Annotated in this window: 11 protein-coding genes and 1 pseudogene; 6 read left to right on the top strand and 6 right to left on the bottom strand. The window is 60.5% G+C overall.

The annotated features are described in order from the left end of the window. Window positions 1-50 precede the first annotated feature (50 nt). Window positions 51-4,486, top strand: a pseudogene (locus LVD08_RS18955) (DEAD/DEAH box helicase). Window positions 4,487-4,628: 142 nt separating this feature from the next. Here the strand turns inward: LVD08_RS18955 and LVD08_RS18960 are convergent. Continuing rightward, window positions 4,629-6,722, bottom strand: a complete 2,094-nt coding sequence (locus tag LVD08_RS18960) for a mechanosensitive ion channel family protein (protein ID WP_247268924.1) — start codon at window positions 6,720-6,722, stop codon at window positions 4,629-4,631. 328 nt (window positions 6,723-7,050) lie between these two features. On the opposite strand from LVD08_RS18960, the gene LVD08_RS18965 reads away from it, so the two are divergent. The 5 genes from LVD08_RS18965 (at window position 7,051) to LVD08_RS18985 (ending at window position 12,432) form a co-directional block, all read left to right on the top strand. Continuing rightward, window positions 7,051-8,256 (top strand): MFS transporter, encoded by a 1,206-nt coding sequence (locus tag LVD08_RS18965; protein ID WP_247268925.1) that lies wholly within the window; start codon window positions 7,051-7,053, stop codon window positions 8,254-8,256. Window positions 8,257-8,469: 213 nt separating this feature from the next. Next, on the top strand, window positions 8,470-9,396 hold the full coding sequence (locus LVD08_RS18970) for a DUF72 domain-containing protein (protein WP_247268926.1): 927 nt from the start codon (window positions 8,470-8,472) through the stop codon (window positions 9,394-9,396). Next, the gene (locus LVD08_RS18975) at window positions 9,393-10,190 is read left to right on the top strand and encodes an endonuclease/exonuclease/phosphatase family protein (protein ID WP_183784262.1); all 798 of its coding nucleotides are present in this window, start codon (window positions 9,393-9,395) and stop codon (window positions 10,188-10,190) included. The genes LVD08_RS18970 and LVD08_RS18975 overlap by 4 nt, the downstream gene beginning before the upstream one ends. Next, window positions 10,187-11,461, top strand: coding sequence for a cardiolipin synthase ClsB (gene clsB / locus LVD08_RS18980; RefSeq protein ID WP_247268927.1), 1,275 nt, complete (start codon window positions 10,187-10,189; stop codon window positions 11,459-11,461). The genes LVD08_RS18975 and clsB overlap by 4 nt, the downstream gene beginning before the upstream one ends. Beyond that, complete coding sequence (locus LVD08_RS18985) at window positions 11,458-12,432, top strand: lysylphosphatidylglycerol synthase domain-containing protein (protein ID WP_115988788.1); 975 nt, start codon at window positions 11,458-11,460, stop codon at window positions 12,430-12,432. The genes clsB and LVD08_RS18985 overlap by 4 nt, the downstream gene beginning before the upstream one ends. 114 nt (window positions 12,433-12,546) lie before the next feature. Here LVD08_RS18985 and LVD08_RS18990 read toward each other — a convergent pair whose 3' ends face one another. The 5 genes from LVD08_RS18990 to LVD08_RS19010 all read right to left on the bottom strand — a co-directional run bounded on the left by LVD08_RS18990 (window position 12,547) and on the right by LVD08_RS19010 (window position 17,735). After that, window positions 12,547-13,305, bottom strand: coding sequence for an alpha/beta hydrolase family protein (locus tag LVD08_RS18990; protein WP_027614239.1), 759 nt, complete (start codon window positions 13,303-13,305; stop codon window positions 12,547-12,549). After that, window positions 13,295-14,404 (bottom strand): DUF3182 family protein, encoded by a 1,110-nt coding sequence (locus LVD08_RS18995; protein WP_027614240.1) that lies wholly within the window; start codon window positions 14,402-14,404, stop codon window positions 13,295-13,297. The genes LVD08_RS18990 and LVD08_RS18995 overlap by 11 nt, the downstream gene beginning before the upstream one ends. 181 nt (window positions 14,405-14,585) lie before the next feature. Further along, window positions 14,586-15,320: a TenA family transcriptional regulator gene (locus LVD08_RS19000; protein ID WP_247268928.1), complete on the bottom strand. Its 735-nt coding sequence runs from the start codon at window positions 15,318-15,320 to the stop codon at window positions 14,586-14,588. 90 nt (window positions 15,321-15,410) lie between these two features. Further along, the gene (locus LVD08_RS19005) at window positions 15,411-16,604 is read right to left on the bottom strand and encodes an MFS transporter (protein WP_247268929.1); all 1,194 of its coding nucleotides are present in this window, start codon (window positions 16,602-16,604) and stop codon (window positions 15,411-15,413) included. Further along, window positions 16,605-17,735, bottom strand: a complete 1,131-nt coding sequence (locus LVD08_RS19010) for a HesA/MoeB/ThiF family protein (RefSeq protein WP_247268930.1) — start codon at window positions 17,733-17,735, stop codon at window positions 16,605-16,607. Between the last annotated feature and the right edge of the window lie 146 nt (window positions 17,736-17,881).

Genomic DNA, 17,881 nt, shown 5'->3' on the forward strand with positions numbered 1-17,881 from the left:
GATCCCCAGCGGTACTTGCATCTTGCCGCCCTCACCCGCATAACTTGAGCATGAATCTGCCCATCCCCAAGGACGCGGCCCTGGCGGGCTTCCATCCCGCCGTCAGCGCCTGGTTCAGCAGCACTTTCCCGACGGTCACCGCCGCCCAGGCCCGCGCATGGCCGTTGATCCGCCAGCGCCGTTCGACGCTGATTGCCGCGCCCACCGGCTCCGGCAAAACCCTCACCGCGTTTCTCGCGGTGCTCGACGACCTCGTCCACCGTGGCCTGGAAAACCCCGACGGCCTGCCCGACGAAACGCTGGTGGTCTACGTCTCACCGCTCAAGGCCTTATCCAACGACATCCGCATCAACCTGCAGAATCCGCTAGCCGGAATCACCGAGCAGTTGCGCCAGATGGGCCTGCCCGAACTGCAAATCACCACCGCCGTACGCACCGGCGACACTCCACAGAAAGACCGCGCCGCCATGCGCAAAAGTGCGCCGCACATTCTGGTGACCACCCCGGAATCGCTGTACGTGCTGCTAGGCTCCGAGTCCGGGCGCAAAATGCTCGGCAACACACGCACGGTGATCATCGACGAGATCCACGCCATCGCGGCCGGCAAACGCGGCAGTCACTTGGCCCTGAGCCTAGAACGCCTGCAGGCGTTGTGTGCCGAACCCTTGACCCGCATCGGCTTGTCCGCCACGCAAAAGCCGATTGATGCCGTGGCACGATTTCTGGTCGGCACCGATCGCCCCTGCGAAATCATCGACATCGGCCACGCCCGGCCACGGGATCTGGGCATCGAAGTGCCGCCGGTGCCGTTGTCGGCAGTGATGGCCAACGACGTCTGGGAACTGGTTTATGCCCGGCTCGCCGAACTGGCCCGCGAACACCGCACCACGCTGATTTTCGTCAACACCCGGCGCTTGGCCGAACGCCTGAGTCGGCACCTCAGCGAACGCCTGGGCAAACAGGCGGTGGCCGCGCATCACGGTAGCCTGGCCAAGGAATTCCGCCTCGACGCCGAACAGCGGCTCAAGCGCGGCGAGCTGCAAGTGCTGATCGCCACCGCCTCACTGGAATTGGGCATCGATATCGGCGAAGTCGATCTGGTCTGCCAAATATCCTCGCCGCGTTCGATTGCCGGGTTTCTGCAAAGGGTCGGGCGCTCCGGGCACCAGGTCGGCGGCACACCCAAGGGCCGCTTGTTCGCCACCACCCGCGACGACCTGATCGAGTGCGCCGCCCTGCTCGACTGCGTGCGCCGTGGCGAACTCGACACCCTGCACATCCCCGAAGCGCCGCTGGATGTGCTGGCGCAGCAGATCATCGCCGAAGTCAGTTGCCGGGAATGGGCGGAAGACGCGCTGCTGGCGCTGTTTCGCAAAGCCTCGCCCTACCGCGATCTCGACGAAAAACACTATCAAGCGCTGCTGGCGATGCTCGCTGAAGGCTACAACGGTCGTCAGGGCATCCGCAGTGCCTACCTGCACCGCGATGCGGTCAGCTGCACCCTGCGTGGCCGCCGTGGCGCGCAACTGACCGCTGTGACCAGCGGCGGCACCATCCCCGATAATGCCGACTACAGCGTGCTGCTCGAACCGCAAGGCCTGAACATCGGCAGCGTCAACGAAGACTTTGCCGTGGAAAGTATCGCGGGTGATGTGTTCCAGCTCGGCAACACCTCCTACCGAATCCTGCGGGTTGAAACCGGCAAGGTGCGGGTCGAGGATGCTCAGGGCCAGCCGCCGACCATTCCGTTCTGGCTCGGCGAAGCCCCGGGGCGCAGCGATGAATTGTCTGCGGCGGTGGCGCGCCTGCAAGCGACCCTCGACCTGTTGCTCGGCGCCAGCCCCGGCGATCTGCAACCGGCGCTCGACTGGCTGACCGCAACCCTCGGCCTGAACCGCGCCAGCGCCGAACAGCTGGTGGACTATCTCGCCCGCGCTCGCCTGACCCTCGGCGCCCTGCCCTCGCAGGACACGTTACTGATGGAGCGGTTTTTCGATGAGTCCGGCGGCACCCAATTGATCATCCATTCACCGTTCGGCAGCCGCATCAACCGCGCCTGGGGCCTGGCGCTGCGCAAGCGTTTCTGCCGCACCTTCAACTTCGAATTGCAGGCTGCCGCCAGCGAAGACGCGATCGTCCTGTCGCTGTCCACCAGCCACAGTTTCGAGCTGGACGACGTCTGGCGTTACCTGCACAGCAACAGCGCCGAGCACATCCTGATTCAGGCGATTCTCGACGCGCCATTGTTCGGTGTGCGCTGGCGCTGGAATGCCGGGGTGGCGCTGGCGTTGCCGCGTTTTACCGGCGGGCGCAAAGTCGCGCCGCAATTGCAGCGGATGAAAAGCGAAGACCTGATCGCCAGCGTGTTCCCCGATCAGATCGCCTGTCTGGAAAACCTCGCCGGCGAGCGGGAGATTCCCGAACATCCGCTGATTGAACAGACTCTCGACGATTGCCTGCACGAGGCCATGGACAGCGACGGGTGGCTCAATCTGCTGCGGCGCATGGAGAGTGGCGAGGTACGGTTGCTCAGCCGCGATCTGCCGGCACCGTCACCGCTGGCGGCAGAAATTCTCAGCGCGCGGCCGTACAGCTTTCTCGACGATGCGCCGCTGGAGGAACGTCGCACCCAAGCGGTGATCAACCGGCGCTGGAGCGATCCGCAGTCCACTGATGATCTCGGTGCGCTGGACGCAGACGCCATCAACGCGGTGCGTGAAGAGGCATGGCCGACGCCGGCCAACATCGATGAAATGCACGAGGCGCTGATGAGCCTTGCCTGCATCAGCGACCTTGAAGTTCAGGCTGGCGAACACTGGCGCGAATGGCTTGACGCGCTGACTGCGAGCGGTCGCGCCTGCCGCTTGGCCGTTCCGCCAGTAACGGCAAAAGAAAAGCTTCGCGAGCAGGCTCGCTCCCACATTCAACCGCGTTCCGCCAGTCGGAACACTGTCAACTGTGGGAGCGGGCCGGCTCGCGAAGACGGCCTCACAGGCACTACTCCTCCACCCCCCTGCTCGTTGTGGCTGGCGCGAGGACGCCTGGCCTGCCTGTCGTGGCGCTTTATCCACAGGCCACGCTGCAACCGCAGCAAGAGGCCTTGCCCGGTTTCAACGAACCTTGGACGTTAGAGGAAGCGCTGGTCGAAGTGCTCCGCGCGCGACTGGCCGCATTTGGCCCGCTGCCGTTAGCCACCATTGCCGAACCACTCGCGTTGCCGATACCGCAGGTCAATCAGGCCCTCGCGCAACTGGAGCGCGAAGGCTACGTGCTGCGTGGTAAATTCACCCCGGGCGCGACGGTTGAGGAATGGTGCGAACGGCATCTGCTGGCGCGCATTCATCGCTACACGGTCAAGCGTTTGCGCCGGGAAATCGAGCCGGTGGCTCTGCAGGATTTCATGCGTTTTCTGTTCGACTGGCAGCATCTGTCCTCCGCTACGCGCGCTCAGGGCAGCGCGGTGTTGCCGGCGATTGTCGGCCAGTTCGAAGGTTACCCGGCAGCGGCCTCCGCGTGGGACAGCGACATTCTCCCGGCGCGCCTGAAAGACTATTCGCCGAGCTGGCTGGATGACCTGTGCCGCAACGGCAAACTGGTGTGGACGCGGCTCAGCGCCCGGCAGAAAGTCAGCGGCACGGCGTTGCGCAGTACGCCGATTGTGCTGTTGCCGCGCAGTCAGGTCGGGCTGTGGAGTGCGCTGGCCGAACAGACGCCGGTCAGCGAACTGTCAGCGAAAACGCAAAAGGTTTATGAGGCGCTGAGTCAGCACGGCGCGCTGTTTTTCGATGAGCTGATCCACGAGGCGCACCTGCTGCGCACCGAGCTGGAAATCGCCCTGCAGGAACTGGTCGGTGCCGGTCTGGTGAACGCCGACAGCTTCGCCGGTTTGCGCGCCCTGATTACCCCGGCGAGCAAGCGCCAGCAACGCAGCAGTCGTCGCGGGCGCGGGGCGTTTGTCGGTGGCATGGACGATGCCGGGCGCTGGGCGTTGTTGCGGCGCGGGCCGCTCATGGAGAACAGCCAGAGCGCTTCGCCGGAAACCCTCGAACATGTCGCCATGACGTTGCTGCGCCGCTACGGCGTGGTGTTCTGGCGTCTGCTGGAGCGCGAAGCGGACTGGCTGCCGAGCTGGCGCGAATTGCTGCGCACGTTTCATCGGCTGGAGGCCCGTGGCGAGATTCGCGGCGGGCGGTTTGTCAGTGGTCTGGCGGGAGAACAGTTTGCCTTGCCCGAGGCGATTCCGTTGCTGCGCGAAGTGCGCCGCCGGGCACATGACGGCAGTCTGATTGCGGTGTGCGGGGTGGATCCATTGAACCTGGCGGGGACATTGTTGCCGGGGGCAAAAGTGCCGGCGTTGGCGAGTAATCGGCTGCTATATCGCGATGGGGTGCCGGTTGCTGCCGAGATTGCCGGCAAGCAGGTTTTCTGGGCTGAGCTGGATCAGATCACTATGGAACAGGTGCGCAGCAAGCTGATCCGGCATTGATGTCGACAGTTCCGGCCCTTTCGCGAGCAAGCTCGCTCCCACAGTGATTTTTGGTGTGCCTACTATTTCAACATCACCCAGAACCCTGTGGGAGCGGGCTTGCCCGCGAAGAGGCCGGCAATCCCAGCACAAAATCCGGCGGTCAGGTACTCGACCGTTGTGGCGCCTCGCTCGCCACCAACCCCCCCTCACCCTGCCGCTTGGGCAACAAAACCTGCTGTGGATAAGTCTGCGCGAAATGCACCTCGGGACTGTTATCCACAAGCTTTTTCAAACGCTGATTGAACGCCCGGCTCACCGCATATTGCCCACCCGACACGGTACGGAATTGCGCGGTAAGCACCACGCCGTTCAAGTCCATCCTGTCCACCCCGAACACATCCAGCGGCCCTTGCAGGTTGTACTTGAGGAACGGGTCTTCACGGATCGAATCGCCAGTCTCGCGGATCAGCTCGATGGCCTTGTCGACATCGGTGTCGTAGGTGAACTGCACCGAGAAAAACGCGTAGGCAAACTGGCGTGATTGGTTGGTCACTGCCTTGATCTGGCCGAACGGCACCGAATGCACAAACCCCTTGCCGTCACGCAGGCGCAGGGTGCGAATGGTCAGGCCTTCGACGGTGCCGGCGTGCCCGGAATCAAGCACCACCCAGTCGCCGATCGACAGGGTGTCCTCGATGATGATGAACAGCCCGGTGATCACGTCCTGCACCAGTTGCTGCGAACCGAAACCGATCGCCAGACCGACCACCCCGGCACCGGCCAACAGTGGCGCAACGTTGATGCCGAGGTTGGCCATGGTGGTGATCGCGCAGATCACCACGAGGATGATTTTGATCGCATTGCGCAGCAGCGGCAGGATGGTTTTCACCCGGGTGCTGGGCTGGCGCGACGAGCGTTTGCTGACCGGTGGTTTCAGCGCTTCCTGAATCGCCGTGTCGAGCACCACCCACAACAGCCACGTGACGAGGAAGATCAGGCCGATGCTGCTCAACGCATTACTGATCGCCCGGCCGATCGTGCTGCTCTGGGCGAAATCGAGCAGTGAAACGCCCCAGATCCGCCCGAGAATATCGATGAAGGCAATCGCAATAACGATCCGCAGCAGCGCGTGCAACAGGCTGAGAAAGCGCTCCTTGTAGGCGCTGCTGCGTTGGATCGCTTCGGCTTTGCGCGACTTGAACAGGTGCTGGAGGATGGTGCTGAGGAACACCGTGCCGATTAGCAGCACCGTGGTGAACAGCGCACAGCGCAGGGCCTTTTGATTGTCTTCGCCGATGCCGATCAGATTGACCGCCGAAACCAGCACCATCAGCACGATCGGCCAGTACCAGAGCCCGGAAAAAATCCGCAGCGACTCCTGCAACGACGGCTGTTTCAGACGTTGCGCCAGCGGTCGGTTACGAATCAGATGCGCCACCGGCCGACGCAGGCGAATCACCAGCAGACCGAAGATGATCGAGGCGATCAGCCCGGTGAACACCGCAACGCTGCTGGTGATATTGCCGCCCAACTGGCGGGCGATCTGTGGGCTGGTCAACGCATCACTGAGGGCGGCGAGAAAGCCGATCAGGAACAGCGGTTTCGGGCAGTAGTCGCGAATGATCCGCGCGGCCGGCCGTTTGTGCCCGACATTGAACATCACCACCACACACAACAGCATCGAGGTGGAGAAAATCCCGCTGCTGGTGGCGTAGGCGAAACACAGTGCCAGCGCCCGCCCAACCGAAGCTTGCAGAAAGTGGCTGACATACAACGTCAGCGGCAGGCAGATCAGCGCCGGCAGCGTGTACGGTAGCAGGTAGCCAACCAGGTCCTGACTGCGCTGGCGGGTGCGCAGCCAACGGCCCTGACTCAGCCGTTTGGCCAGCAGGCTGCCGAGCACCGTGAGCAGCGCAAAAGTGCCGAGCCAGACGCCGGACAACATCAGGAAATCTCCGGCGACGCTCCAGCCGGATCGGTTCGACGGCTGGTTGACCAGTTTGTCGACCTCATCCGCCGCCCGGTCGGCACGCAGGCGCCAGGCGTCGACCAGATGCTCGTTGAGATCGAGTTTGTCCTGCACGTCGTCGATGCTCGAACTGATCGCGCCGAGCAGACCACCCTGCACAATCGGCTCGGGTTTGGCCGGTTCTTCAGCAGCAGCCGGAACACCCGGCAGCGTGGCGGCTTCGAGTTCGCTGGCGCCGAGAAACAGTAGCGCTCCCAGCAGAATGGCGATCCTGAACTTGATCAAAACTCCGATCCCTCTTGGCTGAACCTGTAAGGAACTGATCGGTGAATGGCGGACAAGTTCGGTTTTTGGGTCAATGACCTTCCCCCTGTGGTGAGGGGATTCATCCCCGATCGGCTGCGCAGCAGTCGTAGACATCTGCTTTCACACCCTTTGGAACCGTTTGGGGTTGCTTCGCAACCCATCGGGGATAAATCCCCTCACCACAGAATTCACAGCACTCCGTGGATATTTGCGCCAGCAGCAAATATCAAATGCCCAACCCTGTATTTTTCCGCACAACCCAAACTCCGACACTGCGCTCCATTCAAACCTCTAACGGAGTGCTGTCATGCCCATTGCCTTGCTCGCGCTGACCCTCAGCGCATTCGCCATCGGGACGACCGAGTTCGTCATCGTCGGCCTGTTGCCCACCATCGGCGCCGATCTCGGCGTCAGCCTGCCGTCCGCCGGGCTGCTGGTCAGTCTGTATGCACTGGGCGTTGCCATTGGCGCGCCGGTGCTGACCGCCCTCACCGGCAAAGTCCCGCGCAAACTGTTGCTGCTGTCGCTGATGGTGCTGTTCACCCTCGGCAACCTGCTGGCGTGGATGGCGCCGGGTTATGAATCGCTGGTGCTGGCGCGGATCGTCACCGGTCTGGCCCACGGGGTGTTCTTCTCTATCGGCTCGACCATCGCCACCAGCCTGGTGCCCAAGGAAAAAGCTGCCAGCGCGATTGCCATAATGTTCACCGGCCTCACTGTGGCTTTGGTCACCGGCGTGCCACTGGGCACGTTCATCGGTCAGCATTTCGGCTGGCGCGAAACCTTCCTCGCCGTCTCGGCGTTGGGTGTGATCGCCTTCATTGGCAGCCTGCTGTATGTGCCGAACAACATCGCCCACAGCAAACCGGCATCCTTGCTGCAGCAACTGCAAGTGCTGAAACAACCGCGTCTGCTGCTGGTATACGCGATGACCGCGATCGGATACGGCGGCTCGTTCATCGCCTTCACCTTCCTCGCGCCGATCCTGCAGGACCTCTCCGGTTTCAGCGCCGGCACCGTCAGCCTGGTGTTGCTGGTGTACGGCGTGTCGGTGGCGGTCGGCAATATCTGGGGCGGCAAACTGGCGGACAAGCGCGGGCCGATCAGCGCCCTGAAAATCATCTTCGCCCTGCTGGCGGCGGTGCTGTTCCTACTGACCTTCACCGCCGCCAATCCATGGCTGGCGCTGGCCACGGTGCTGGTGTGGGGTGCGGTGGCGTTTGGCAACGTGCCGGGGTTGCAGGTGTATGTGGTGCATCAGGCTGAACATCACACGCCGCAGGCGGTGGACGTGGCATCCGGGCTGAACATTGCTGCGTTCAACCTAGGGATTGCCGGCGGGGCGTGGGGCGGCGGGTTGATCGTCGAGCATTTGGGCCTGATTCATACGGCGTGGATCGGTGGCCTGGTGGTGTTGCTGGCGTTGGCGCTGACCGCGTGGAGCGGGCGACTGGATCGCCTCGGTCCGGTCTATGCCGAACCGGCTCAAGGCCGAGTATTCACGGGTCATTGAGTAACCCTGTGGGAGGGGGCTTGCTCCCGAAGTCGGAGGGTCAGTCAGCATCAATGGCGACTGATACACCGCTTTCGGGAGCAAGCCCCCTCCCACATTAGCTTTGTGTTGCTCTCAGGGATGTACCGTCCGTAACGCCACCGAAACTTTCCCGAACCGCCCGCAGTCATCAACAGACACAGGCTGTACGAGGACTGACAACGGGAGGGCGGCATGGCAACGATTCACATCGGTATTTCCGGCTGGCGCTACGTTCCGTGGCGAGGGGATTTCTACCCGAAAGGACTGACGCAGAAGCGCGAATTGCAGTTCGCTTCGCGGGCGGTCAACAGCATCGAAATCAATGGATCGTTCTACGCCCTGCAACGGCCCGAACGTTACGCCCAGTGGTACAACGAAACGCCCGACGACTTCGTGTTCAGCGTCAAGGCGCCGCGCTTCATCACCCACGTCCGGCGCCTGCGCGAGATCGAAAAGCCGCTGGCGAATTTCTTCGCCTCCGGGGTGCTGGAGCTCAAGGAAAAGCTCGGGCCGATCCTCTGGCAGTTTCCGCCGAACTTCAAATTCGACCCCGAGCGCTTCGAACACTTCCTCTCATTGTTGCCCCACGATACTGCAGCGGCCGCCGCCCTCGCCCGCCAACACGATTCACATCTTCACGGCCACGCCAGCCTCAAAGCCTGGCGCAAAAAACCGCTGCGCCATGCCGTGGAAGTGCGCAATGACACGTTCATCGACCCCGACTTCGTGCGCTTGTTGAAACGCTACAACACCGCCCTGGTGATCGCCGACACCGCCGGCAAATGGCCGTACCGCGAAGACCTCACCAGCGATTTCGTCTACCTGCGCCTGCACGGTGCCGAAGAGCTGTACGCCAGCGGCTACACCGACGCCGCGTTGAACAAATGGGCTGAACGCATCGACGCCTGGCATCACGGCCGGCAGCCGGGCGATGCGCATCTGATCGCGCCGCGCCTCAAGCCGCGGGCGCGTACATCCCGCGAAGTGTTCTGCTATTTCGACAACGACATCAAAGTCCGCGCGCCCTACGACGCGCGCAGTTTGCTCCACCGATTCGAGCTGGATAAAACGCTCGCCACCACCCCCGGTGAACCGGCTGCCGAAGGGGTGCTGGCATGAGTATTCCAGAGCCGGTCGGGTTCACCGACGAGCAGACCAGCGTTGAAGTGTCGGTGCGTCGTTTCACCGTGCTGACGGTCAACACCCACAAGGGTTTCACTGCGCTCAACCGACGTTTCATCCTCCCGGAGCTGCGCGAAGCGGTGCGCAGCGTGGCCGCCGACGTGGTGTTTTTGCAGGAAGTCCACGGCACCCACGAGCATCATCCCAAGCGCTACAGCAACTGGCCGACGATGCCGCAATACGAGTTCCTCGCCGACAGTCTATGGCCGCAGTTCGCCTACGGGCGCAACGCGGTGTACCCGGAGGGCGATCACGGCAATGCATTGCTGTCGAAATTCCAGATCATCCGCCACGACAACCTCGACGTCTCGATCAGCGGCCACGAGAACCGCGGGCTGCTGTATTGCGTGCTGCGCCTGCCCGGCGATGGCGTCGAAGTGCATGCGATCTGCGTGCATCTGGGTCTGCGCGAAAGCCATCGCAATGCGCAATTGAAACTGCTCGGCGAGCGTCTGGCGGAGCTGCCGGTTGACGCACCGGTGATCGTTGCCGGTGACTTCAACGACTGGCGCCAGCGTGCCGACGCGCTGCTCGAACCCTGCGGCCTGCGCGAGGTGTTCGCCGAGCATCACGGCAAACCGGCGCGCAGTTTTCCGGCGCGCCTGCCGACGCTGCGGCTCGATCGTATTTATGTACGCAACCTCAAGGCCAGCCAACCGAAAGTCCTGGCCAACCGGCCCTGGTCACACCTTTCCGACCACGTCCCGTTATCGGTGGAGATCGAACTATGAGCAGCGCACCGCTGGAGAAATCCGCCGTGGAACCGATCAGCATCAACCCGCCAGTGCGCGAGCCCGGGCATGTCGATGTCGAGTACGGCTGGCAGGGCAATAACCGCGTCGAGTTGCTGGAAAACGGCGAGGAATATTTCCCCCGGGTGTTCGACGCCATGCGTGCGGCGAAGAGTGAAATTCTGCTGGAGACCTTCATCGTTTTCGAAGACAAGGTCGGCGCAGAGTTGCAGCAGATCCTGATCGACGCCGCCCGGCGTGGCGTGCGCACCACTGTCAGCCTCGACGGTTTTGGTTGCGGCGAGTTGACCACCGGTTATCTCGCGGCACTGAGCGAAGCGGGCGTGCATCTGCAAATGTTTGACCCGGCGCCCAAGCACCTGGGCATTCGCACCAACTGGTTCCGCCGCCTGCACCGCAAGATTGTGGTGGTCGACGGACTGATCGCGTTCATTGGCGGGATCAACTTTTCCGGCGATCACCTGGCCGATTTCGGCCCCGAGGCGAAACAGGATTATGCGGTGCAGATTCAAGGGCCAGCGGTCGCTGACATCCATCATTTCGCCCTGCTGCAAAGTGGTCGTCCGGGACGCGCGCGGTTCTGGTGGCAGCGACGGCGTCAGCGCCGGGCGGACATGGCTTTCAACGATCACGACGGTCAGGTACGCCTGGTGTTTCGCGACAACGATCAGCATCACACCGACATCGAAGATGTTTACTTGCACGTATTGCGCCGGGCCAAACGCCGGGTGGTGATCGCCAACGCCTATTTCTTCCCCGGCTACCGCCTGCTGCGCGAGATCCGCAACGCCGCGCGCCGTGGTGTCGAGGTGCGGCTGATCCTGCAAGGTCAACCGGACATGCTGGTGGCGAAACTGGCGGCGCGCATGACCTACGACTACCTGCTCAAGGCCGGCGTGCAGATCCACGAATATTGCCAGCGCCCGCTGCACGGCAAAGTCGCGTTGGTGGATGAGGAATGGAGCACCGTCGGCTCGAGCAATCTCGACCCGCTGAGCCTGTCGCTGAACCTGGAAGCCAACGTGCTGATCCGCGATCGCGCGTTCAATCAGCATTTGTTTCAGCGCCTCGAAGACCTGAGCCAGAACCACTGCAAGGCCATGGACGCCAGCATGTCCCCGCGAGGACGGATCTGGCACATGACCGTAGGGTTTCTGGTGTTTCACTTCCTCCGGCATTTCCCGTCAATGGCCGGATGGTTGCCGGCGCACAAACCGCGGCTCAAGCCGTTTCGGGGGCGCACGTCATGAGCCATTCCCACGCACAGTCTGCGCCCGCCACTCACTCTCGCTGGAGTCGCTGGAAACGCCCACTGACGTTGCTGTTCTTCCTCGCGCTGATCGTGTTGCTGACGATGTTCGCCACCCGTATCGAATGGGCAGAAGTCCTGCAAACCCTGGCCGACTTCAAGGTGCGCACGCTGATCATTGCCGCCAGCCTGACCCTGCTGAGCTTTCTCACCTACGCCAGTTTCGACCTGATCGGCCGCACCTACATTCGTCAGGACCTGACCTGGAAACAGATCCTCCCGGTGGGGATCATCAGCTATGCGTTCAACCTCAATCTCAGTGCCTGGGTCGGCGGAATCGCCATGCGCTATCGGCTGTATTCGCGCCTGGGGGTGAGCAAAAGCAACATCGCCAAGATTCTCGGTCTGAGCCTGGCCACCAACTGGTTCGGTTATATGACGATTGCCGGCGTGGTGTTCAGCAGCGGCCTGGTGAGCATGCCGCCGGGCTGGAAAATCAGCAGCGCCGCGTTGCAAGGCATTGGGGTGCTGTTGCTGCTGTTGAGTGTCGGTTACCTCGCCGCGTGCCAGTTCTCGAAGCGCCGCGAGTGGTCGATTCGCGGGGTGGAAATCAACCTGCCATCACTGCGCATGGCCGTCCTGCAATTGCTGCTCGGTGCATTGAACTGGTCGCTGATGGCGGCGGTGATTTTCACTCTGCTGCCGAGCAAACTGGATTATCCGTTGGTGCTCGGCGTGCTGTTGATCAGTGCGATTGCCGGGGTCATCACGCACATTCCGGCGGGGCTTGGAGTGTTGGAAGCGGTGTTTGTCGCGCTGCTGCAGCACGAAGCTTCGCGGGGCAGTTTGGTGGCGGGGTTGCTGGCGTATCGGGCGATTTATTTTCTGTTGCCGTTGTTGATTACGGTGGTGATGTATTTGCTGGTGGAAGCCAAGGCCAAGGCGTTGCGGATCGATAAGAAACCTTCCTGATTTTGTGGCTATGGCTGATGGCCCCTTCGCGAGCAAGCCCGCTCCCACAGGTAGAACGCATTCCAAATGTGGGAGCGGGCTTGCTCGCGAAGGCGTCCGAAGAGCCACAACAAATCATGTGGACTGGATGATGCTCAACCGCTCACCCACCACCATCTCGGTAATCCAGTCCACCAGAATCGAAGTATAGGCCTGCTGCGAAACCGGCTCGCTCAAGGCATGGTCGGCGCCGTCGATGATCCGGTGCGTCAGCGAATGCGTCTGCTGACAGGCGGCGCGGTAACTCATGATCGTTGCGTGGGGCACGTAATCGTCAGTTTCCGATTCCACCAGCAACACATCCCCGGTGAACTGCGAACAGGCGTGCAGCGCACGGTTGCTGTCTGCACGGACCAACGTCGCCCGATAGTCGCGCAGGTCGGCCTTGTCCAGTTCACGCTTGGGCGTGTGCCATTGCTCGTCGCGATACAGCGCCGGTACCCGCAGCGCCAGCCAGCGCACCGGACGCAACGAGGTGAGGATCGAAGCCAGGTAACCGCCATAACTGGTGCCAACCACCGCAATCGCCGAGGTGTCGAGCGCCGGATGCGCCAGCAGGCGGTCGTAGGCTGCGAGCAGGTCACGCAGATTGTCTTCGCGCGTGACCCGGGTCAGCGGAATGCCCGTGCCACCGGTGTGGCCGCGCAGGTCGAAGGTCAGGCATACACAACCGAGACCGGCGATGCCCTTGGCGCGTTCAAGATCACGCTCCTGGCTACCGCCCCAACCGTGCACAAACAACACGCCGGGGACTTTCGATTTTGGACTGAGAAACGTCCCGCTCATCTGTTCATCATCAATGTCGATCTGAATGCTTTCGCTTCTAGCCGTCATAAGATTTGACCGTTACGTATTTGAGAAGGAAGTCGCTGTTCTCCGCTGGCCCGCGATAGATTTCGATGGCGTCCGCCGGCAGGCTTTGATCGCTATAGGTTTCTACGGTCGACACGCGGATCGCGGGCATCTGCGGATCATTGACGAAGCTTTGCAACGCGGCCAATTCAGCGCTGCTGGCACCGCCCATGCGCCAGGATTGTTCGAGCACCCCGCTGCGGGGTTTGCCATTGCTGTCCAGGCCTTGGGCAATGTCGTAGTTGCGCCGGGAGGCGTAGAAATCTGGATAAGCCTCATCCGCCGCCCGGTCGAAAATCTGCGCCTGCTTGATGGCCAGTCGCACGTCATCCGGCAAGTCCAGCGCCAGCAGATCTTCGTAGCCGCCCTGCACTACCAACAGATTCGAACCACCATAGACGTCTTCGCCATGGGCATCCTTGGTCAAGTATTGATCACCGCAGTAGCTAAGCACTTTGTCGCCGATGAATGACTGGCCAACGCTGTGGGTGAAGACCTTGCTCAAGTCCTGTTCGAGCACCACGCCATCGCGAAACAACGCTTCCGCTTCTGCACGGGCCAGTACTTCATCGAACGCGTCGAGGCTGTTGATAACTTCCTGGCCACGACCGGCACAGGCGTGAATCGGCTTCAGGCGGATCGGTCCGCTGTACAGCAGATGCTCGGCAGCGGGTCGCGCATCTTCCACGGCAAACACCGTCAAGCCGTCGAGCACCACATCGCGCACGCGCTCGGAGAATTGCGGCGCCCAGCCTTGTGGCGCGTGAGCCAGATGACTGCGCAAGCCGTGGCTGATGGCTTTGGTGCAAATGAAATCGTGTTCGACGTACCCGCCCCACAAATCGCCGGGCCCCCTGATCCCCAGATTACGCGCGCTGGCCGGGCCAACAATGGTCTGGGTCGGCAGCCAATACAAATCGCGACCGCGATGCTTCTGCGGGTCAAAACTGCCGCCGAAGCTGAGTCCCAGAATCTGCGCCAGCCAGCGGGCCAGAGCCTTGTTGGTCTGCACTTCATGTTGCGGCGCCCCGGCACGAACCGAATGGGCGACGACCACTTTCCTGCTCGACATCGGGGTCATGCGTCCCCCTTCAAGCCACTTGATGAATGTAATGAGAGAAGTGCAGAGATCAAGCCAATCGCCTGGGGCCAGGAATACCCTATGAATCAATCGCTTGGACCTAGGGTGGTGGCATCAGGCCTGTTTCAATCTGCACGACTGCCAGCGAATCCGCGGCAATTTGCACGAAACGGGTCGCCAGCTACTGCTGACTGACTTCCTTCCAGATGGTATCGAACATGACACAACGTTTGAGCATAGCCTGACGCCCGGTTTGAATCGCAAGCCGCTTGGCCTCAGGAGTCTGGTGAGTCAGTCGCTGCAGAATTCCCAACATGGTAATCGCATGATCCTCATCCTCTTCGATATGCAGGCGAAAGAACTCCAGGCCTTCCTCACTGACATTCAGTCCCTCCAGTGCCAGCAGAATCGGTTTGTAAATCAGCGGCACAATGGCTTCGGCTCCCAGGCAGAGTGCTGCGAGGCCCTCGACAGGATTTTCACTGCGGCAAAGCTGCATGATGCATTGGGTGAAATCCACGGTCTGAGGTAAAGGCGATTCAGCCAAGGGATGGGTGCCCAAGATCCGCAGCGACCTTTGAAACAGCTCGGAATGCGTGAGCTTGTTGTCACCATCTATGCCCATTTCCTCTTGCATGTTTTCCAATAGCAATTTTATGTCGCCAAGGGACTCGAGGCGATTGAGGATCGCGCACAGAAAGCGGGTAAAGTTTCGCGAGTAGTAATGATGCTGGATCAGAAAGTAACGCATCCCCTTCAGGGAAACATGACCGTTTTGCATTGCGAGCAACAGTTCATGATTAACCAATCCATCTAACGCATCAGCGTCCAGCCATTCGTCCCATAATGTGCCTCCGGTTATGAATTTAATGACCTTCACCCTATCGCCGCCATTCAACTCTTTGTTTTCATCCAACTTTAAATTCCTTTTAATTCTTTATCAGCCATCCAACTGATCGAAACTTTCCAGTTATTCCGAAACCCCGAAAAACTTACAAAACCGTATTCATTGTGCGTCGCTGTAAATGACCGGGCGCTCAAACCTGGCCAGAAAGTAAGCACATAGAGAGGCGAAAATGATGCACAGACCGCCTGACGCAAGAATCACAGCGCTGCTTGAGAAATGCAGTAACAGCCATCCACTCAGCAGGCTCGCCGGCGGAATCGCGAGGTAAGCAATGAGCCGTGTAACTCCTACCGTTCGCCCAAGAATGGTTTGCGGAACCACTTGCTGGCGATAGGTGAAAAAAGCGATGACCACCACGGATTGGCAACCGGTAGAAAGCGCCCATAGTGCCGAAAGTGACCACGGATCGTTGGCCATCGCCCCCATCAGCGTGAACACCCCGGCCAGCAAACAGCTTCGACGGATAAGAATGCCGGCCGGATATCTCTTCACCAGAAACGCCCCCATAGCTGATCCGCCGACGGCACCTGCACCAATGAGCCCGTAGTAATAGCCGACATCACTCAATGGCACGGCCAGTAGCGTGGTGTAGACATAAACAAGGCTGGCACCGATCAATGCAAAACCGAAATTGCAGAAAAAGAACAGCATGACAAACGAACACAGTTCTCGCTGCTGGATGACATACAGCAGTCCGGCTTTGATTTCCGTGAATACCCGCGTGGTGGCAGGCGCAGGCTTACCCTGCTCTTTCAGCAAGAAGCAAAGCGGCAGGGATAGCGCAAATCCGACAATGCTGCCAATCAGCAACTGCTCCTTGGTACTGAAGGCCAGCAAGGCTGCAACGCTGATTGGTGCAACGATGCGAATGATGTTGTCACTGGCATTGACGATCGCATTGAACCGGTGGAGTTTGGGCCCTTCGATCAGTGCGGGCGCAATACTCTGGAAGACCGGGTGGTGAGTGGCACCGACGCTTGCCAACAGAAAGCTCAGCAGTAACAGAGTAATACTCAAGTTGCTCCCGGACAGCGTACTCACGGCAGCATATATGAGGCAGCCGGTGACGATGTTGATCAGATCACCACCGATCAGAAAACGCCGTTTGCTGTAGCGATCACTCCACACACCGGCGAAGGGCGTGACCAGTATGTAGGGCGCCATCGCGGCGAAAAAAGCCAGCGACGTCCAGACTGGGGAGCCGGTCTGCTCATAAACATAAAGCGGGATCAGAAACGCGATGGCCCATGAACAGATGGACGTGATGGCATAGGAAGCCAGGAGTTTGAACATCTAGACAGTCTCCGCCTGCCGCGTCCGTTGCGCGTCCGCGAGATGTCCACACACCGTGCAGTCCGGATTCTGTTGCCAGACTTCGGCGACGCTGACGTCCAGGTCGTCGAATGTGAATTCCTTGAGCTTGTTGGTCAATTGTGGCGGTTGGCAGCCGGTGATGATCTTGACCGTTTCGCTGACCATCATCCCGGCGGTGACAGCCACCAAAGTCACAAGAGCCGGGCCGGGATGCTCATAAGTGATGTCGTGCTGCTTGGCCATGGTCGAAACGCTGTTCACCAGGCTGCTCTTGTTACGCGCCGACGTCAGCCAGCAAGCACCGCAGCCCGAGGAGCCAGGCACCACCGAATAAAACACCGAGCGGCGTACATCAAGCCCGCCTGAAATGAAGGGCACGCCCTGTTCAACGCAGGCCTCATTCAGCCAGTCGGCCATGTAGTTCGCGGGTTTATCAGCGACACAAATCACAATATCGTGGCCGCGTACGATGCCGGCGACGTCTTGCGCCGACTGGAGGCGGGTTTCGTGAGCAGTAATGTCGAGGTGACTGTTGAATTCAAGCAACCTGCGCCTGGCCGTTGCAACCTTCGGCATGCCAACGTCGGTTTCCTTGTAAAGGATCTGCCGGTTCAAATTGCTCAACTCGATCGTGTCAAAATCGAGGATCGTCAGGTGGTGGACACCCAGCGCCACCAAGTCGAACAGGATATGGGTGCCCAGACCGCCGCAGCCCAGTACGCAGACCCTGGCCGCGCGCAGTTTTTCCTGATGGCTGAACTTGTTCTCGCCCACAGCCGCCATCGACCCGAAAAAGTCGATATTGCGGGAAAATCTGATGCGATCATGATCCGAAAGAGAAGTAGTCTGAAAGGCATCCGGACTCTCGACCAGCCGGTATTTGATCAGATCTTGCGCGACGCTTCGGATTTCGTCCTGATCCACCGCGGGATAACGGACTGCCACTTGGGTAATCAACTCCTCATAGGGTGTACGGCCATCAAGTGCCTTGACGAACTCCCAGACAGCGCCGTGGGTGTCGGGGATTTTTGCGTATTGACCGTTAAAACGCAGGACTACCTGACCATCAAGTTTGAACGGAATAATCGTCGGCTTAAGACTAAGTTTCATATTCGAGCCTCAATCGCTATTAAAACAACTTGATAAAGAACCAGGGCCATTAAGGCCCTGTTTCTTACTGACCAGATCAGCCGATCTGAGAATCGCCAGCCGAAGATGCTTTTTCGAAAGTCATAATGATTTCCTCAAAAGTTGAA

Origin of the sequence: Pseudomonas sp. YL2 (assembly GCF_023063025.1) — a bacterium.
Lineage (GTDB): Bacteria > Pseudomonadota > Gammaproteobacteria > Pseudomonadales > Pseudomonadaceae > Aquipseudomonas > Aquipseudomonas putida_A.

Bases quoted from the DNA above. Each gene is read 5' to 3' on its own strand.
- LVD08_RS18965 (WP_247268925.1), top strand. From the start codon at position 7,051: ATGCCCATTGCCTTGCTCGCGCTGACCCTCAGCGCATTCGCCATCGGG.
- LVD08_RS18970 (WP_247268926.1), top strand. From the start codon at position 8,470: ATGGCAACGATTCACATCGGTATTTCCGGCTGGCGCTACGTTCCGTGG.
- LVD08_RS18975 (WP_183784262.1), top strand. From the start codon at position 9,393: ATGAGTATTCCAGAGCCGGTCGGGTTCACCGACGAGCAGACCAGCGTT.
- clsB (WP_247268927.1), top strand. From the start codon at position 10,187: ATGAGCAGCGCACCGCTGGAGAAATCCGCCGTGGAACCGATCAGCATC.
- LVD08_RS18985 (WP_115988788.1), top strand. From the start codon at position 11,458: ATGAGCCATTCCCACGCACAGTCTGCGCCCGCCACTCACTCTCGCTGG.
- LVD08_RS18990 (WP_027614239.1), bottom strand. From the start codon at position 13,305: ATGACGGCTAGAAGCGAAAGCATTCAGATCGACATTGATGATGAACAG.
- LVD08_RS18995 (WP_027614240.1), bottom strand. From the start codon at position 14,404: ATGACCCCGATGTCGAGCAGGAAAGTGGTCGTCGCCCATTCGGTTCGT.
- LVD08_RS19005 (WP_247268929.1), bottom strand. From the start codon at position 16,604: ATGTTCAAACTCCTGGCTTCCTATGCCATCACGTCCATCTGTTCATGG.
- LVD08_RS19010 (WP_247268930.1), bottom strand. From the start codon at position 17,735: ATGAAACTTAGTCTTAAGCCGACGATTATTCCGTTCAAACTTGATGGT.